Origin of the sequence: uncultured Algibacter sp., assembly GCF_947490405.1 — a bacterium.
GTDB lineage: Bacteria > Bacteroidota > Bacteroidia > Flavobacteriales > Flavobacteriaceae > Algibacter_B.
Map to the genome: position 1 here is coordinate 211,174 of NZ_CANLGU010000006.1, position 16,703 is coordinate 227,876.

At 29.5% G+C, this 16,703-nt stretch carries 16 protein-coding genes and 1 tRNA gene; 7 read left to right on the top strand and 10 right to left on the bottom strand.

The features are described from left to right. Nucleotides 1–21: 21 nt before the first annotated feature. Nucleotides 22–996: a glycosyltransferase family 2 protein gene (locus Q0772_RS13665; RefSeq protein ID WP_298345953.1), complete on the bottom strand. Its 975-nt coding sequence runs from the start codon at nucleotides 994–996 to the stop codon at nucleotides 22–24. Between the two features lie 561 nt (nucleotides 997–1,557). Between Q0772_RS13665 and Q0772_RS13670 the strand changes: the two genes are divergently transcribed. The 6 genes from Q0772_RS13670 to Q0772_RS13695 all read left to right on the top strand — a co-directional run bounded on the left by Q0772_RS13670 (nucleotide 1,558) and on the right by Q0772_RS13695 (nucleotide 8,765). Beyond that, nucleotides 1,558–2,688 carry an aminotransferase class V-fold PLP-dependent enzyme gene (locus Q0772_RS13670; protein WP_298345955.1) on the top strand — a complete coding sequence of 377 codons (1,131 nt, stop codon included), beginning with the start codon at nucleotides 1,558–1,560 and terminating at the stop codon, nucleotides 2,686–2,688. A 3-nt stretch (nucleotides 2,689–2,691) separates the two neighbouring features. Beyond that, nucleotides 2,692–4,650, top strand: coding sequence for a nucleoside-diphosphate sugar epimerase/dehydratase (locus tag Q0772_RS13675; protein ID WP_298345958.1), 1,959 nt, complete (start codon nucleotides 2,692–2,694; stop codon nucleotides 4,648–4,650). 66 nt (nucleotides 4,651–4,716) lie between these two features. Further along, on the top strand, nucleotides 4,717–5,493 hold the full coding sequence (locus Q0772_RS13680) for a polysaccharide biosynthesis/export family protein (protein WP_298345960.1): 777 nt from the start codon (nucleotides 4,717–4,719) through the stop codon (nucleotides 5,491–5,493). Between the two features lie 19 nt (nucleotides 5,494–5,512). Then, the gene (locus Q0772_RS13685; protein ID WP_298345962.1) at nucleotides 5,513–7,918 is read left to right on the top strand and encodes a polysaccharide biosynthesis tyrosine autokinase; all 2,406 of its coding nucleotides are present in this window, start codon (nucleotides 5,513–5,515) and stop codon (nucleotides 7,916–7,918) included. Nucleotides 7,919–8,167: 249 nt separating this feature from the next. Then, a tRNA-Arg gene (locus tag Q0772_RS13690) sits at nucleotides 8,168–8,241 on the top strand. A gap of 65 nt (nucleotides 8,242–8,306) precedes the next feature. Further along, a complete protein-coding gene (locus Q0772_RS13695) occupies nucleotides 8,307–8,765 on the top strand; it encodes an RNA methyltransferase (protein ID WP_298346072.1) in 459 nt (152 codons plus the stop codon). Here Q0772_RS13695 and Q0772_RS13700 read toward each other — a convergent pair. From Q0772_RS13700 to Q0772_RS13725, 6 genes are read right to left on the bottom strand one after another with little or no spacing between them, the layout of a single operon-like run. Then, nucleotides 8,762–9,118 (bottom strand): hypothetical protein, encoded by a 357-nt coding sequence (locus Q0772_RS13700; protein ID WP_298345964.1) that lies wholly within the window; start codon nucleotides 9,116–9,118, stop codon nucleotides 8,762–8,764. The two genes, Q0772_RS13695 and Q0772_RS13700, sit on opposite strands and share 4 nt — an antisense overlap. Nucleotides 9,119–9,121: 3 nt before the next feature. Further along, entirely contained in the window at nucleotides 9,122–10,300 is a 1,179-nt protein-coding gene (locus Q0772_RS13705) for an RsmD family RNA methyltransferase (RefSeq protein WP_298345966.1), read from the bottom strand. Between the two features lie 8 nt (nucleotides 10,301–10,308). Next, nucleotides 10,309–11,397 carry an AI-2E family transporter gene (locus tag Q0772_RS13710; RefSeq protein WP_298345968.1) on the bottom strand — a complete coding sequence of 363 codons (1,089 nt, stop codon included), beginning with the start codon at nucleotides 11,395–11,397 and terminating at the stop codon, nucleotides 10,309–10,311. A gap of 21 nt (nucleotides 11,398–11,418) precedes the next feature. Then, nucleotides 11,419–11,919, bottom strand: a complete 501-nt coding sequence (locus tag Q0772_RS13715) for a TrmH family RNA methyltransferase (protein WP_298345970.1) — start codon at nucleotides 11,917–11,919, stop codon at nucleotides 11,419–11,421. 31 nt (nucleotides 11,920–11,950) lie between these two features. After that, nucleotides 11,951–12,289 (bottom strand): hypothetical protein, encoded by a 339-nt coding sequence (locus tag Q0772_RS13720; RefSeq protein ID WP_298345972.1) that lies wholly within the window; start codon nucleotides 12,287–12,289, stop codon nucleotides 11,951–11,953. A 6-nt stretch (nucleotides 12,290–12,295) separates the two neighbouring features. Beyond that, nucleotides 12,296–12,964: a DUF4159 domain-containing protein gene (locus Q0772_RS13725; RefSeq protein WP_298345974.1), complete on the bottom strand. Its 669-nt coding sequence runs from the start codon at nucleotides 12,962–12,964 to the stop codon at nucleotides 12,296–12,298. Nucleotides 12,965–12,990: 26 nt separating this feature from the next. On the opposite strand from Q0772_RS13725, the gene Q0772_RS13730 reads away from it, so the two are divergent. Next, the gene (locus Q0772_RS13730; protein ID WP_298345976.1) at nucleotides 12,991–13,716 is read left to right on the top strand and encodes a DUF1223 domain-containing protein; all 726 of its coding nucleotides are present in this window, start codon (nucleotides 12,991–12,993) and stop codon (nucleotides 13,714–13,716) included. Here the strand turns inward: Q0772_RS13730 and Q0772_RS13735 are convergent. The 3 genes from Q0772_RS13735 to tsaD form a co-directional block, all read right to left on the bottom strand. Next, nucleotides 13,711–14,418, bottom strand: a complete 708-nt coding sequence (locus tag Q0772_RS13735) for a 16S rRNA (uracil(1498)-N(3))-methyltransferase (RefSeq protein WP_298345978.1) — start codon at nucleotides 14,416–14,418, stop codon at nucleotides 13,711–13,713. The two genes, Q0772_RS13730 and Q0772_RS13735, sit on opposite strands and share 6 nt — an antisense overlap. Further along, nucleotides 14,418–15,056 carry a peptidylprolyl isomerase gene (locus Q0772_RS13740; RefSeq protein ID WP_298345980.1) on the bottom strand — a complete coding sequence of 213 codons (639 nt, stop codon included), beginning with the start codon at nucleotides 15,054–15,056 and terminating at the stop codon, nucleotides 14,418–14,420. Before Q0772_RS13740 ends, Q0772_RS13735 begins: the two co-directional genes overlap by 1 nt. A gap of 549 nt (nucleotides 15,057–15,605) precedes the next feature. Beyond that, nucleotides 15,606–16,628: a tRNA (adenosine(37)-N6)-threonylcarbamoyltransferase complex transferase subunit TsaD gene (gene tsaD, locus Q0772_RS13745; protein ID WP_298345982.1), complete on the bottom strand. Its 1,023-nt coding sequence runs from the start codon at nucleotides 16,626–16,628 to the stop codon at nucleotides 15,606–15,608. Between the last annotated feature and the right edge of the window lie 75 nt (nucleotides 16,629–16,703).

Genomic DNA, 16,703 nt, shown 5'->3' on the forward strand with positions numbered 1-16,703 from the left:
AGTGATTTTTTAATTTGAAACTTAAATCACTTCTTCAATTATAAAACGCGGACGTTTTTTAGTTTCTTTGTATATTTTTCCTATATATTCACCTAAAACTCCCATACTAAGGAGTTGTATTCCACTAATAAAATATATTGGAAGGGTTATCGAGGTCCAACCAGGAACAGTATCTTTAAAAAAGAATGAATATAACGAGTAAAATGCTAATAGTATGCTTATAAGAAAGACTAGCATTCCCAATCGCGTAACAAGTCTCAAAGGCTTTATGCTAAAAGAAGTAATACCTTCCCAGGCAAAAGCTAACATTTTTTTAAATGGGTATTTAGATTCTCCTGCAGTTCTTTCCAAACGATTATAAAACACACTCGTAGTTTTAAAACCTATAAGAGGAAACATACCTCTTAAAAATAAGTTTACTTCATCGAAATTAAAAAGTTTTTCAATCACATTTTTGCTTGCTAACCTAAAATCTGCGTGGTTATATACTATTTCAACACCTAAGCCCTTTATAAGTTTATAAAATAATAATGCTGTATTTTTTTTAAAAAAAGTATCAGTAGCTCTTTCGTTTCTTACACCATAAACTATTTGATTTCCAGCTTGGTAAGCAAGAATCATATCTTTTATAACATTGATGTCATCTTGTAAATCAACATCTATAGAAATTGTGCAATCTGCTTCTTGGTGTCCTATTTGTAAACCTGCTAGTACCGCATTTTGATGACCAAAATTTCTAGATAGCTTTAAACCTTTAATATTCTCGTGTTTATGAGATAAATCAGCGATAATATCCCAAGTTTTATCTTTACTACCATCATCTATAAAAAATAAAAAGCTAGACCTGTCAATAACTTTTTCTTCTATTAGTCTATTTAATAATTCTAATAATTTTTTGGAGGAGTAATTTAAAACCTCTTCTTCATTATAACAAGGCAAGATTATAGCAACTTTGGTTGGAGTTGCCTTTTGGTTTAATAGAGTAGTTTGTGCCATTTCACTTAAGTGTTAGGTTAAAAATTGTATTACACTATACAATTAGAGCATTTAGGGAGTAAGAAATATAGCATACCAAATATCAGACAAATGTAATAACAAAAACATACAGTAAATAATCGCTTGTTAAATTTTTCGATAATATGCTTGGTTTTGCCTTTATTCATGAGTGTTAAATGTAGTTAACCGATTTTAATTACTGTTTTAGCGAATTAAACTAATTCTACTCTTCTTGCATTAAAACAATTACTAAATTTACCCCGTTAAACAGAATTAGATTGATTAATAGCATTATTGATTTAGTTTTCTAAAAAGGATTTAAAATATTTTTAAAACTCTCAAAAATAACATATTAGCGCAAAAGCGAAATATAGTTTATTTATTTTGAAACCAATTAGAAAGTAAATTGATTTATTTAAGTTATTAAAAAGTAAATTGATTTTGTTTTATGTACAAGAGGGAAATATCCAGATTACATTTCATGTTTAAAATTAACATAGCTATTTGTTGTGGTATAAGCCTATGTACATGCACTAAAAATTTAATAATTGCAAAATTTTAATGTTGACTAAAACGAAAATATATTTATCATCGCCTCACATGGGTGGGTCAGAGCAAAAATTTGTTAACGAAGCTTTTTCAACAAATTGGATTGCTCCTTTAGGGCCAAACGTTGATGGTTTTGAGAATGACATACAAACCTATTTAGGTGGAAACAAGCATGTAGCAGCCTTAAGTTCAGGTACTGCTTCTATTCATCTAGCTCTTAAGATTTTAGGAGTTACAAATGGAGATGAAGTTTTATGTCAAAGTTTTACTTTTTCAGCATCAGCAAATCCTATATTATATCTGGGAGCTACACCTATTTTTATTGATAGTGAAAAAGACACTTGGAATATTTCTCCAGAGTTGCTAGAAATAGCTATTAAAGATCGTATAGAAAAACATAGAAAACCTAAAGCTATGATAGCCGTACATCTTTACGGTATGCCTTATAAGGTTGATGAAATTAACGCCATAGCAAAAAAATACGACATACCTGTAGTTGAAGATAGTGCTGAAGCCCTAGGTAGTAAATATTTTAACCGAAAATGTGGAGCTCTTTCTGACGCAGGAATATTATCATTCAATGGAAATAAAATTATAACTACATCTGGAGGAGGCGCTCTTATTGTTAACTCTGACGAGCTTAAGAAAAAAGCTGTTTTCTTATCAACCCAAGCTAGAGATAATGCACCACATTACGAACATTCATCTGTAGGTTACAATTATAGAATGAGTAATGTTTTAGCTGGTATTGGAAGAGGGCAGATGGAAGTTATCGATGATAGAGTAAGTGCTAGAAGAAAGAATTTTGATTTTTACAAAAAGCATTTATCACAATTTGATGATATTACTTTTTTAGATGAACAAAATGGTTTCTTTTCTAATAGATGGATTACTTGTATTGAAACCAAATCATACGAGCTTAGAGAAAAAATAAGATTAGAATTATTAAAAGACAATATAGAATCAAGACCACTGTGGAAACCCATGCATATGCAACCTGTATTCAAAGGATATTTGCATTTTACCAATGGGGTATCTGAAACCTTGTTTGAAAAAGGACTTTGTTTACCCAGTGGCTCCAATTTAAGTCAAGAAGATTTGACTAGAGTTGTAAATAATATTAAGAACACCCTCAAATTATAAATTATGATACAGAACTACTTTAGTTACTTTTCTCAAAAATATGCCTCTAAATGGCTTGTTTTTGGTATAGATTTAGTTTTAATACTTGCAACGTTTTTCTTAGCCTATTTTATAAGGTTTAATTTTACGCTTGATTTCGATTTAAATCAATTTGTATTAGAACTCCCTTTTGTTTTATTTGTTTCAGCAGTTAGTTTTTTAATAGTTGGCTCATTTAAAAGTGTTATAAGGCATACAGGTTTTACTGATGTTGTAAATGTTTTTAAATCTGTTGTATTAATGTCTTTAATATCTATTGCTTTAGTATTGTTGAATAGAGCGACAGATTTAGTTTCAGGCTTTACAATACCAAAATCAATAATCGTAATACATGCGCTGTTAAGTTTTGTTGTACTAAGTGCAAGTAGATTACTTTTTAAAATGACTTACAAGTATTTAAAATGTAAATTACTTTTAACAAAAAGAGTATTAATCTATGGTACTGGTGATTCAGCAATTGTAACCTATAATGCGTTATTAAATAATGCTAGTTCTAGTTTTAATGTTATCGCATTTGTAGACGATAACGTTAAAAAGAAAGGAAAACTTATAAATGGAGTTCCTATTTTATCATATAAATTTTTAGATGAGAATTATGTTGTTTCCAATGATATAGATGAAGTTATTGTTGCTCAGCAAAATACTAATACAAATAAGTTGATGAAACTTATTGATAAGTTAGCAGATTCTGATGTAAAAGTTACTAAAGTACCACCTATTGAGCAGTGGATTAATGGAGAGTTAAGTACTAAACAAATAAAACAAGTTCAAATTGAAGATTTATTAGGACGTCCTCCTATAGAAATTGATAATCCTAATCTACTAAATGAGTTTAGAGGAGAAACAGTTCTAGTAACAGGAGCAGCGGGCTCTATAGGTAGTGAACTTGTTAAGCAACTATCGAATTTTGATGTTAAGCATTTAATTTTAGTTGATCAAGCTGAATCTGCATTATATGATGTTCAGCAAGATTTAAAGAGAGATGGGAAACACAATTATACAGCAATCGTAGCTGACATTAGAGATGGATTAAGAATAGACTCTATTTTTCAAAACCACAAACCAACTATGGTATTTCATGCAGCAGCATACAAGCATGTACCGTTGATGGAAAAATCTCCATATGAAGCCATTAAAATTAATGTTAATGGCACAAAACTACTTGCAGACACTTCATCTAGATATAACGTTAAAAAGTTTGTTTTTGTTTCTACAGACAAAGCTGTTAACCCAACTAGTGTTATGGGAGCCACCAAAAGAATGGCTGAAATGTATATAAGCTGTCTTCAAAAAGAAAGCAAAACCAAGTTTATTACAACTCGATTTGGTAATGTTTTAGGATCTAACGGTTCTGTGATTCCATTGTTTAAAAAGCAAATAGAAAATGGATCTTCGCTTACTCTAACTCATAAAGATATTACGAGATATTTTATGACTATACCTGAGGCTTCTCAACTTGTACTTGAAGCAGGTACAATGGGTAAAGGTGGAGAGATTTTTATATTTGACATGGGAGAATCGGTAAAAATTTACGACCTTGCCAAAAATATGATTAAATTATCAGGGTTAAGATATCCTGAAGACATTGATATTAAAATTACAGGATTAAGACCTGGTGAGAAATTATATGAAGAGTTATTGGCTAATGGTGAAAACACTTTATCTACTTATCACAAGAAAATATTAATTAGTAAAACTAGGGAATTAGATTACGCTAAAATTAAAGCTGAAATAGAAGAGCTTTGTATAACTAATCGTTTTCAAAACAATAATATTGTGATGAAAATGAAGAATTTAATTCCAGAATATAAATCGAATAACTCTGAATATGAGAAGTTTGATACTAGAGTTAAGATTTATAAAAAAGCTAAAGGTATTATTAATAATAGTTCTAATAAAAATGTAGAATATAAATCAATCTAAAATCCTACAGAGTCAAACAAATCTGTATATTTATTTTGGTTAAGGCCCCAAATAATTTAAATAAATATGAACATATCACTTTCTAAGAAAAAGGTTTCATTATTACCGTTATTACTTTTATTTTGTTTTTTTGTTACTTCTTGTGTTTCAAAAAAGAATGTAGTTTATTTTCAAACTGCAAAAGATTTTGAAACAATTGTTGATACTGATACATTTGCACCTAAATTTAAAGTAAATGATATAGTCAGTATATTCGTGTCAACTTTTGATTTAGAAGCTGTAAAACCCTTTAATTTATATAGAGGAGGAGGTAATCAATCCGTCGAACTTGTTGATTATTTAGTTGATATTGACGGTAACATAGACTATCCTGTATTAGGAAAGATTAAACTTTTAGGATTAACAGTTGAAGAAGCTAAAGAACTTTTTAAAGAAAAACTTTCCATATATCTTAACGATCCTATTATCAATATTAGAATTTTAAATTTTAGAATTTCTGTTTTAGGTCAAGTTAACTCACCTGGTAGATATGAAATATCAGGAGAAAGAATTACTTTATTAGAGGCAATTGCAATGGCTGGTGATTTAGATATAAAAGGGCAGAGAAAAAATGTATTAGTTATTAGAGATTTTAATGGTACAAAAACGTATACCAGAGTTGATTTAACAAATAAAGAACTATTTAACTCACCTGTTTATTATTTGACTCAGAATGACATTGTGTATATTGAGCCTAATAGATCAGCCAAAAGTGATTCGTTTCTTGATGGAAGAGTTAATACAGCAATATCTATTGCATCAATTATTATAACATCATCAATTATTTTATTGACCAGAAATTAGTATTGTTATTAATAATTTTATGGAAGCAAAAATTAGAAATCACAGAAACACACTATCTGATAAACAAGATGATATAGATATAAAAAAAATTATTCTATCGTATCTAAAACATTGGAAATGGTTTGTGCTTAGTTGTTTAATTTTTTCAACATTAGCTTTTTTTTATTTGCGTTATGAAACACCACAGTTTAATGCTTATGCTAAAATAATGTTAATGGATGATGATGGCGTCTCAAACCCTGCAGACTTATTACTAAAAGATTTAGGACAATTATCCAATTCGGAAAATAAGAAGATTGAAGATGAAATAGAAATTCTAAAATCTAGAAGTTTAATGAAAGGTGTCGTAAAAAGACTAGACCTTAATAGGCAGTTTTTTGTAAAAGGAAGATTTCATGACACACAATATTTTCCAAATAATAATTCGCCTGTAGATATAACTTTTATTGAATCAGATTCTGTTGTTTACAAATCAAATTTTAGTTTTAATGTCTACATAACATCACCAACAACTTTTGATTTTATTTATACGCCTAAATCTCAAGATGAGGAAGTATCAAAGAAGTATGTTTTTGGTAAAAATTTCCCAACACCAATTGGGGATATAATTCTCACCCCTAACACAAAGAAAATAGATAATTTTATAGGACAAACAATATATATAAGAATAAAATCATTAGAAGCTTTAGCGGAACATTATAAAAGTCGTGTTAAGATTTCTCAGGCTTCTGAGCTTTCCAAGGTCCTAAATTTGTCATTGAATGACGCTTCTCCTAACAAAGCTAAAGCAATATTAAACACCCTAGTTGATGAATATAATAGGACATCTATAGAAGCTAAAAATGAAAAATCTAATAATACCGCAGATTTTATAAATAAGAGAATCGATTTAATAGCTACGGATTTATCTGAGGTTGATAACAAAATTCAACAATTCAAAACAGGTAATAAGTTAACTAATGTAACTTCTGAAGCCGATTTATATTTAAATGCTAGCACTAGAACAGAACAAAGTTTGGCAACTAGTAAGACTGAGTACAGTATGGTTAATTTTATGAAAAATCAGATTAACGATGATGTTTTAACACGTATTCCAAGTAATGTGGGTCTTGCAGATGGTTCCATAAATTCAATGGCATCAAAATATAATGAATTGCTTGATAAACGTGATAAGCTACTTAAAAGCTCAAGTGAAAAAAACCCAATCATTGTAACGTTAGATCAACAACTAAATAATTTAAAAAACAGTTTAAAGCAAAGTTTGGATAATTCTGCTAAGTCAATTGGACTTCAAATAAAAAGTTTAGAAAATCAATCAGCAAAAATTAGCCAAAAAATTTATGCAGTACCCGGTCAAGTAAGAGAGTCCAGAGACATCCAGAGGGAGCAGGGAATAAAAGAGTCTTTATATCTTTATCTTTTACAAAAAAGAGAAGAAGCTACTATATCATTAATTTCAACATCTCCCAATGCTAAAATCATAGATGAAGCGCACACAAATTATTTTCCTGTATCTCCCAATAGAAAAATAACTTTTATGGCGTCTTTGATTGTAGGTTTGGGAATACCATTTGGGATAATCTTCATATTGCAATTATTAGATAACAGAATTCACAACAAAGAAGATTTAGAAAAAATAATAAAAAACATCATGGTTTTAGGAGAAGTTCCTAGAATAGATAAAGGTGACAAAGCTTTAATAGAACATAATGATAGATCTATTTTATCAGAATCATTTAGAATAATAAGGACAAATTTTGACTTTATAAAACGAAGTAAAAATGAGCATAAATATAATAATATAGTTTTTGTTACCTCTACTATAAATGGTGAAGGAAAATCATTTTTTAGCTTGAATATGGCTCTCACTTTGGCAAATACAGGCAAGAGAGTTTTATTGATAGGAGCTGATGTAAGGAATCCTCAAATTTATTCAGCTATTAAAAAGGAAAAGGCTAAAAATGAAAAACTAGGTTTAACGGAGTATCTTGCTGATAAATCAGTAAAAATAGTAGATACGATTAATAACTATGTAATTAATGACATTGATATCGATATTTTACTTTCTGGTAAGGTGCCACCAAACCCAGCTGAGTTATTGATGAGTGATAGAATTGAAGATTTATTTAATAAAGTATCAGAAGAATATGATTATGTTATTGTAGATACTGCACCTTCAATGTTAGTTACGGATACCTTGCTCATAAGTCAATATGCTGGTCATACTATATATTTAACTAGGGCAGACCATACAGAAAAGAAAATATTAAACTTTGCCAAAGAATTACACGCTGAAGATAAATTGAATAATATGATGCTTGTGGTCAATGATGTTAAGCAATCAAATTTTGGCTATGGTGCTAAATATGGTTATTATGGAACTCCAGAAAAGAAAGGTTTTTTTGGTAGATTTAAAAAAGCATAATTTAAATTCCATATAAAAACCGATACTGTTCTTAAAAGAAATAGAATATCTAATAAAATATTTTAGAAGAATTACTGAATTAAACCAGAGAATGTATATTCTCTGGTTTTTTTATTTTCTATTTAAATATAAAAATGATTATTGATTTTAATAATGAAAGAATATGTTGAAATTTTAAAACATTTCTTTTGGTTAGATATCTAGTTAATTTTATATTTGCACACCAGAAAACAGAAATGTTTTCTATGAGGGCTCTTAGCTCAGCTGGATAGAGCACCTCCCTTCTAAGGAGGCGGTCGAAGGTTCGAATCCTTCAGGGCTCACAAAAAGCTTCAATATGAAAATATTGGAGCTTTTTTGTTTTAATTTCTTTCTATTTTTGTCTTCTATGAATGATAATTTTAAAAATGAATTTTTTGGGATAGGTATTCAAAATGGAAAAACACCGGAAAATTTAGGAGTCTTATGGCGTTCCGCTCAAAACTTAGGAGCTAGTTTTATTTTTACAATTGGTAATCGTTATGCAAAACAGGCTTGTGACACACATGATGCTGTAAAAGCGATGCCATACTTTCATTATAATACATTTGATGATTTTCTTAGTAATATACCTAAAGGTACTAGAATAGTTGGTGTAGAACTTACTGAGCGAGCAGAACCTTTAGAAACATTCAATCATCCAAGACGCTGCGTTTATTTGTTAGGAGCAGAGGATCACGGATTATCTAAGCAAGCTATTGAGAAATCCCATTTTTTAGTAAAATTTAAGTCAACATTAAGCCTTAATGTATCTATTGCAGGAAGCATTGTAATGTATGATAGAGGTATCAATAAACCACGTTCTTAATTGATGGTTTCTTTTAGTTTATTTAGTCTAAAACAGTGTTCTTCTCCAATATAATTAGGATCAGCATGCTTTTCAGACCAAAAGCCTTCTAGAAGATCTTTTGAAATACACTTGTAAACTACAACACCTTTAAAGATTATATTGTCGTTTTTGTAATTAAAATTAATGACAAGAATATTGTCTTTAAAAAAACCGTAACCAAATTGTTCTTGGGTTTCATTGATTAACCATTTTGCCCTAACTCTATTGTTTTCATCGACTATTAAATCAAGAATGCCTTTGTAAGTAGTTAATTCTGCATTTTGATTAGTACCAGTAATGTAATACTGTCCAGTAAGTTCTTTAAGCATCATAACTTATATCTTGTTAGTAATTAAAACAATTTTCTTGTTATTCAAATCTGTAGTAAAAAATAGATACACGCTTCCGCCGTCATTAATCTTAAATTTAGCCCTTATTTGCTTAACCGTTTCAGGGAAATGTCTTGTGGTAATGTTTGCTTTTTTTATTAATAGCCGTTTAATCTCTTTTTTGTTGTAAGGTATTATACTTTCAATTTTAAAAACACGACCAGGGAAATCTGTAAGTTTATTGCTAGTATATAGGTGAGAATGTTTATGAAGTTTACATACTTCTAACTGATTAGAAATTTGATTAAAAGCACCTGCTTTTAAAATAGCAGCATTAGGCTCAAACAAGTAGGCTAGTGGTAAGCTAAATTTAGCATCGTTATTTTTTTCTGTAATTAAATTGAATTTGAAATACTCGTTAGTATCTTTTTTAATATTGATGGTTTCTATTGAGGCCTCGCCAAAAAAATTAGCTTCTAAAACCCAAAGCAGTTCTTTTACTTCGTTATTTACTGCAACAATATGAATAGTTTTTACATGTTTTAATTCGTTAATACCAACCGATATATCTAATAAAGGCGATGTTTTAATCATGATATTTTTTGAATGTTCAAATAAGATATCTAAGTGTTCTGGAACATTTGGCAAGCAATCTTTTAAAAAGAAGACTTTACCTTTACTATCATGTCGTCTAGAGGGGTCAATATAAATCCAATCAAAGGTTTTAGATGTATTTTCTAAATATTCAATACCATTGGCTGGTACTACTTCAACATTATCAATATTTAATTGCTTATAGTTATGCTTGACAATCTCTGAAAGTGATGTGTTTATTTCACAATGTGTAACCGATTTAAATTGTTTTGAAAAGTAAAAACAATCTACTCCAAAACCTCCCGTTATATCTATTATAGAATTTCCTTCTAATAATTTTGATTTGTATTTTGCTGAAACTTCAGAAGAGGTTTGTTCAATATTTAACTTATTTGGGTAGTAAATATTTTGAGTATTGAACCAAGTGGAAAGTTTGGTTTTACTTCTTTTTTTTGCTTCAATTTGTTCTGCAATAGCTTTAACTTCTACTTTATCAAATGCAATACCTTTTAAAATTAAAGCATTAATATTTGAATCTAAATTTAAATTTATAAACTCTTGTATTTCAGTATTTAAAATAGTCTTATTCAAAATAAAACTTAAAGATCTTTAGTAAGCTTTTTTACAATTTTATTTTCGGATAAAAACGCTTTTAAAATCACTTTTATGGCTGTATAGGCTGGTATAGCTATAATTAAACCAATTACTCCAAATAAAATTCCAGTAATGAGTATTACCAAAAATATTTCAAGTGGGTGCGATTTTACACTTTTTGAAAAAATGATGGGTTGGCTTCCAAAATTATCAACTAACTGCCCAATTAAAAACACAATAAAAACCCAAAATGTTTTTGGTAAAATTACATCGCTAAAAGATTCACCAAGATTACTTGTCATGGTGAGTGTTAACATTAAAAAAGCACCAACTAAAGGTCCTACATATGGAATGAGGTTTAAAAGCGCACAAAGAAATGCAATTACCACAGCGTTTTCTACGCCAATAATTAATAGACCAATTGTGTAAATTATAAAAAGTATAAGAATTTGGAATATAAGCCCAACAAAATAACGAGATAGTAAATCCTTAATTTTCGTTGAAGAGGCTTTCCAACGCGATTCTTTGTTATCAGGTATAAAAGTCAGTACGCCACTCTCAAACAACCTACTGTCTTTTAAAAAGAAAAATGAAATAAATAACACAGAGAATAAGCCAATGCTAAAGCTACCTAGTCCGCTAATAACCGAGTTCAAAAAATTTGGTATTAATGAAAAATCAATTTTTGAAAGAAGGTTGGAATCTTTTAGAGATTGTTCAACATCTATTTGATGTAAATCAAAATATGTGATAATTTCAGAATAAAGGTTTTCAATATTTGTTTGTAGCTCATCAATATTTAGTAATGATAAATTTTGTCCTTGCTTGATTACTAAAGGAATAAACAACCAAACTAAGCCAATAAAAACACCTAATAGCAATACCATAGAAACAATTACAGCTATGGTATTTTTAAATTTAAGTCGACGTTCTAGAAATAGAACAATGGGTCTTCCAATAAGCGAAATCACAGCAGCTATTGCTATGTAACCAATAACAGCTTGAATTTGGTATAAAAAATATAGCAGTACAGCTACGCCTATAATAATACCAATAGCTTTCAAAATACCAGTGGATATGGTGTTAGAATTCATAGAGTAAATATATAAAACAGTTTACAAAAGTTGCTTTGTAATTTCATATAAAGCAATATTAGTGGCTTGTACCACATTCATACTACTATTTTGTCCAAACATCTCAATATGAATAATGGTGCTTGATTTTTTCAGAATGTCTTCAGAAACTCCAAAATTCTCATCACCAATAATTAGAGCAATCGGTTTTTCTTTTGAAAATTGAACCTTGTGAATTGGTTGACTAGAATCAGTGATTTCTAATGAAATAATCTGGTAATTTTTACTTTTTAAATCTTTAATGACTTCTGAAGCGTCAAGATTCATTTCGTAATCTATAACCTTTTCTGTGGCTCTTGATGTTTTAGCCATTTTTCTACCTAGCTGAATATTTTCTCCGCAAAGTATTAATTTTTCAATACCAAAAGCATCAGCAATCCTAAATAAACTTCCTATGTTAGGAGCATTGTTAACGTTATCGCATACCAAAGTAATGGGGAAAGTTTGTTTATTGAAATTAGTATTGTAGTGGTTGAGCTGCAATTATATCAGGGGTATTATTGAGTTTTTAAAACTAATCACGTATAAGTACTTTATTAAAAGTACTTGCTTTTTTTTCTTCACTCATCCAAATAGCAATAGGGATTGCTCCGCTTAAAGTAGAAACAAATCCAAAGTCCCAAAGTAATATTGTTACTATTATGGCTAATCCCAATCCTCCCAAGATAATATAGTAATTCGGTGAAGCGTGTAATCTGTTTATGTGTCTTTTTGTATGGTTTCCACAATGCTCACACCTTTCGTTTATCTCAAGACCAATTTCGTTTTTTAAATCAAAACGATTATTTGATTTTACCTTTATATAATTTAGTTTTTTACAGGAAGGAGCACTACAATAGTAACTTAGTTTCATATATATCTAATTTTCAAAAGCATATTTTACAATATTAGCCCCCATTTTTAATGCTTTTTCTCTAACATCAGCGGGATCATTATGTACTTCCGCATCTTCCCAACCATCACCTAAATCGCTTTCATATGTAAATAGAAGTATTAACCGATCATTATCAAAAACACCAAAAGCTTGTGGGCGTTTGCCATCATGCTCATGTATTTTTGGTAACCCATTAGGGAATTTGTATTCAATATTAAAAATAGGATGATTTGTTGGTAGTTCTACTAAATCTTTATCTGGAAACACTTTTTTTAATTCTTTGGTAATGTATGGTTGCATACCGTAATTATCATCAATGTGTAGAAACCCGCCAGAGATTAAATAGTTGCGTAAGTTTTCAGCATCAGTTTCACTAAAAAACACATTCCCGTGCCCTGTCATGTGTAAGAATGGAAATTGAAAAATATCAGAACTTCCTGTTTCAACAGTCTGTGGTTTGGAGCTTATTTGGGTATTTATGTTATCATTACAAAACTGGATAAGGTTATGTAAGGCAGTAGGGTTTCCGTACCAATCACCACCGCCTTTGTATTTTAAAATAGCTACTTCTTGCGAATAGCAAATACATGTTGAAAGTATACTAAATAAAATTACTATTGTAAGCTTTCTATGTTTTGTACCACTATACTTCATATTCATCAAAAGTAAAAATAAATATTATGCAAAAAATATTTTTTGCTCTAATTATACTAGCCTTATTTGGGTACTATGATATGAGTGAAGATAAGAGCAATATAGTTGTTCTTGAATTATTTACATCTCAGGGATGTTCAAGTTGTCCGCCAGCGGATGAATTATTAACCGAAGTTAATAATAAATTTAGCAATAATGTAATAGCACTCTCTTATCATGTAGATTATTGGAATTACATAGGTTGGAAGGATCCTTTTAGCAAAAAAACTTTTAGTGATAAACAGCGTGCTTACAGCAAAAAGTTTAAAAGCAGTAGTATTTATACACCACAATTAGTAATTAATGGCAGGGAACATTTTGTTGGTTCAAATAAAGCAATCATGTACAGTAAATTAGATTATTACTCAAAAGAAAAAAATAATAATAACATTAGAATTTCAAATGTGAAAATGGAAAACAAAAATGTAAATTTTAGTTTTCAAGTTAATGGAGCAATTACAAAGAAACATCTAAGAGTTATTTTAGTCATTGATAAAAAAATAACTAATGTTAAACGTGGTGAAAACAGAAATAGAGTAATTGAAAACACAAATATAGTTGCTAAAGAATTTTATTTGGATTTAAAAACTTTTACTGGCCAATCTATAATTACTATTCCAGACTTAGTAACTGATGAAGATGAAATATCTTTAGTATTATTAGTTGAAAACGATAATTTAGATATTACAGGGGGAGTTAAAGTAGCATTATAAATGATTGATGTAAGCAACAGAATGACAAGCAACAATGGCTGCAGTTTCTGTGCGCAATCTAGTTTCTCCCAAAGTTATAGGAATAAAATTGTTTTCAAGTGCTTTAGCTATTTCTTTAGTAGAAAAATCGCCTTCAGGACCAATTAAAATGGTTGTGTTTGTTTTGGTTTTTAATTGTTGTTTCAATGATTTTCTTTCTGTTTCTTCACAATGCGCGATAAATAAATCACTTTCAAAATTTTGATTAATAAACTCTTTAAACGATAAAGTTGGGTTTAATTTTGGTAAGTAGCAGTTTAAAGATTGCTTCATAGCCGATTGTAAAATACGCTCAAAACGTTCTTGTTTAATTACTTTTCGTTCGCTATGATCACAAATAATCGGCGTAATTGAATCTATACCAATTTCCGTAGCCTTCTCTAAAAACCATTCGTAACGGTCGTTCATTTTTGTAGGAGCAACAGCCAAATGGAGTGTGTAATCGCGTTTTGGTTGTAATGTTTTAGTAATAATAGTCGCAGTACACTTATTGATGTTGGGCACAATAATTTCAGCAATAAATAGCCAGCCTTTGCCATTGGTAATATGCAATACATCACCAATATTTTTTCGAAGTACTTTTGTAATATGTTTACTTTCTTCCTTATTAAAAGTGAATTCCGTAGTATTTTCGTTTATGTCTGGGCTATAGAAAAGTTGCATTATTCTTTGGCTTCAACAATTTTTAAAACATCAATTTCTGAAATTTCTTTTGCTTCATGTGTTTTTAATACAACATAATACCATTTTTCAGATGGGATATCAATTGTAAAGATATCATTCAAACTGTGATTTTCGTTTAAAACTTCATTTTCAAAATCAGAATGCATATCTCCTTTCAAAAACCAACCTAAATCTCCGCCTTTATTAGCGTTACTATCCATTGAGTATTGTTTTGCTAAAAAATCAAATGATGCCCCATTGTTATATTGTGCAATAATTTTTTCTCTTAAATTGTTAATTTCTGGAATACTATATTTTGAAGCATCTAAATATATATAGGCGACTCTGTGATATGTGTTTTTTGATTTATTAATCACTTTATAAAACGTTTTTTCAAATTCTCCCTCATTAACTTTTGTTGCTCCAACATGTAATTTAAACAAGTCTTTAGCTAAAATGGTTTTATGTTTCTCTTCATTAAAAGTGATTAATTTATTTTTTTTTGAATTTTTTATTTCCAAATAGTTTTCAATTTGTTTGGGTGTTTTAAGGATTTGAAGTTCAGCTTCAGTTGAAGTTTGAGCTGTTAAAATAGTTGTTATTCCTATAAATAATAAAGTGAGTAATTGTTTGTGCATAATGTAGGTTTTAAATTCAATTTCAAATTTAAAAGGAATACTGAGCTATATGAAGAAAGCTGAAATAAGTTTTTAAGAAGGGATTGTTTATAACTTATTGTTTTTTTTAAAGAGATGATTTATAGTACTTGTAAACGAGTTAATAATAAATATTACTTGAATAATTATTCCTATTAATATTGTAAGAGAATTGTTTGAATAAGAATCATCAAGCAAAGGAAAATCATCTTTTCTATGAAATAATGGATTAATGTAAAATAAAGCAATACATACCAAAGTTCCAATAACATGAATATAAGTAAAGTATTTAATCAAAGGGATTTTGAATTTTGAATGAATATAATACATCAGGCCTATGAAGGAAAATATTATTGATATTAGAGTGTATAAATGAAAATAAGCTATTACTAAGTAAGTATCATGAATATTGATATCTGAGTAGTTATCAGAATTAAAATGAATCAAACCAAAAAATAAAAAAATAAAACCTAGAATAAAAAAAAGAACATGAGGTTTAGTAATTTTCATCTAATTATAATTAGTGATAAGTTAAATCTTCAATCGAGCACTAGCCACAACATCTTGTTCAGCGAAATTACCTTGTAAATACTTCAGGTACCCAACTATAGCAATCATAGCAGCGTTATCAGTTGTAAATTCAAATTTAGGAATGTAGGTAATCCAACCAAATTTTTGTTCGCCATCTTTTAAAGCTTGTCTAATTCCAGAATTTGCAGACACACCACCACCAATAGCAATATGGTTTATTCCTGTTTGTTTTGTGGCTAGCTTTAGCTTATCTATTAAAATACCAATAATAGTGTATTGAATAGAAGCACAAATATCATTAAGGTTTTCTTCAATAAAATTTGGATTTGCTTTTACTTCACGTTGAATAAAATAAAGAACAGCTGTTTTAAACCCAGAAAAACTAAAGTTTAAACCATCTACTTTTGGTTTGGTAAATTGAAACGCTTTTGGATTTCCAAGAGCCGCACGTTTATCGATTTCTGGTCCTGCGGGATAACCTAAGCCTAAAATTTTTCCGCTTTTATCAAAAGCTTCACCAACGGCATCATCAATAGTTTCACCAATAACAGTCATTTCAAAATAATTGTCGACTTTCACAATTTGAGTATGCCCACCAGAAATAGTCATCGCTAGAAAAGGAAATGGAGGCTTTTCAAATCCGTCTTCATCAATAAAATGAGCCAAAATATGTCCTTGCATATGGTTTACATCTATCAACGGAATGTTTAATCCATAAGCTAAAGATTTTGCAAATGAGGTGCCTACCAATAAACTTCCCATTAAGCCTGGGCCTTTAGTAAAGGCTATAGCTTTTAATTGCGATTTGTTAATTCCAGCTTTTTCTATGGCTTGGTGTACTACAGGTACAATGTTTTGTTGATGTGCCCTAGAAGCTAATTCGGGTACAACACCACCATATGCTTCGTGTATTTTCTGGCTAGCAACAACATTACTTAAAATACGTCCGTTATGGATTATAGAAGCAGCTGTATCGTCGCAAGATGACTCAATTCCTAGAATATAAATATTTTCTGAAGACATTAATAAATATTAGGCACAATAATTGTTAATTTTGAAAACGAATAAACATCTCAACAGTTATTATTACTCGTAAAT

Bases quoted from the DNA above. Each gene is read 5' to 3' on its own strand.
- Q0772_RS13665 (WP_298345953.1), bottom strand. From the start codon at position 996: ATGGCACAAACTACTCTATTAAACCAAAAGGCAACTCCAACCAAAGTT.
- Q0772_RS13670 (WP_298345955.1), top strand. From the start codon at position 1,558: ATGTTGACTAAAACGAAAATATATTTATCATCGCCTCACATGGGTGGG.
- Q0772_RS13675 (WP_298345958.1), top strand. From the start codon at position 2,692: ATGATACAGAACTACTTTAGTTACTTTTCTCAAAAATATGCCTCTAAA.
- Q0772_RS13680 (WP_298345960.1), top strand. From the start codon at position 4,717: ATGAACATATCACTTTCTAAGAAAAAGGTTTCATTATTACCGTTATTA.
- Q0772_RS13685 (WP_298345962.1), top strand. From the start codon at position 5,513: ATGGAAGCAAAAATTAGAAATCACAGAAACACACTATCTGATAAACAA.
- Q0772_RS13695 (WP_298346072.1), top strand. From the start codon at position 8,307: ATGAATGATAATTTTAAAAATGAATTTTTTGGGATAGGTATTCAAAAT.
- Q0772_RS13700 (WP_298345964.1), bottom strand. From the start codon at position 9,118: ATGATGCTTAAAGAACTTACTGGACAGTATTACATTACTGGTACTAAT.
- Q0772_RS13710 (WP_298345968.1), bottom strand. From the start codon at position 11,397: ATGAATTCTAACACCATATCCACTGGTATTTTGAAAGCTATTGGTATT.
- Q0772_RS13720 (WP_298345972.1), bottom strand. From the start codon at position 12,289: ATGAAACTAAGTTACTATTGTAGTGCTCCTTCCTGTAAAAAACTAAAT.
- Q0772_RS13725 (WP_298345974.1), bottom strand. From the start codon at position 12,964: ATGAAGTATAGTGGTACAAAACATAGAAAGCTTACAATAGTAATTTTA.
- Q0772_RS13730 (WP_298345976.1), top strand. From the start codon at position 12,991: ATGCAAAAAATATTTTTTGCTCTAATTATACTAGCCTTATTTGGGTAC.
- Q0772_RS13735 (WP_298345978.1), bottom strand. From the start codon at position 14,418: ATGCAACTTTTCTATAGCCCAGACATAAACGAAAATACTACGGAATTC.
- Q0772_RS13740 (WP_298345980.1), bottom strand. From the start codon at position 15,056: ATGCACAAACAATTACTCACTTTATTATTTATAGGAATAACAACTATT.
- tsaD (WP_298345982.1), bottom strand. From the start codon at position 16,628: ATGTCTTCAGAAAATATTTATATTCTAGGAATTGAGTCATCTTGCGAC.